Source organism: Gluconobacter sp. P1D12_c, assembly GCF_018812105.1.
In the GTDB taxonomy this organism is placed as follows: Bacteria; Pseudomonadota; Alphaproteobacteria; order Acetobacterales; family Acetobacteraceae; genus Gluconobacter; species Gluconobacter oxydans_A.
The window spans coordinates 1-364 of the sequence record NZ_JACSIQ010000843.1; the positions used below are offsets into that span (position 1 = coordinate 1).

General features: G+C 58.3%; 1 protein-coding gene. It reads left to right on the plus strand.

Annotated features, from left to right (window positions below; genetic code table 11):
- On the plus strand, positions 1-364 hold a 364-nt coding region (locus KP705_RS19460; protein ID WP_215765501.1), incomplete at both ends, for a transposase.

Below are 364 nucleotides of genomic sequence, written 5' to 3' on the forward strand. Positions count from 1 at the left end.
CAGAGTATCTGATCAATGACCGCCTGTCCTTCATGTGTTTTCTTGGTCTGGGGCTGTCAGATCGCGTGCCCGATGCCAAAACGGTCTGGCTGTTTCGCGAGCGTCTGACCCAGGCGAGTGCGATCGATGGGCTGTTCAACCGCTTTGATGCGACCCTGCGTAACGCCGGGTATYTGCCGATGTCRGGCCAGATCCTGGATGCMACRCTGGTRGCSGCTCCAAAGCAGCGCAATACCAACACCGAGAAAGCCGACCTCCGGGCAGGGCGTATTCCTGAAGACTGGCAGGACAAGCCATCCAAATTGTCCCACAAGGATCGCCATGCGCGCTGGACGCTGAAGTTCACGAAAGCRAAGCGGCAGGA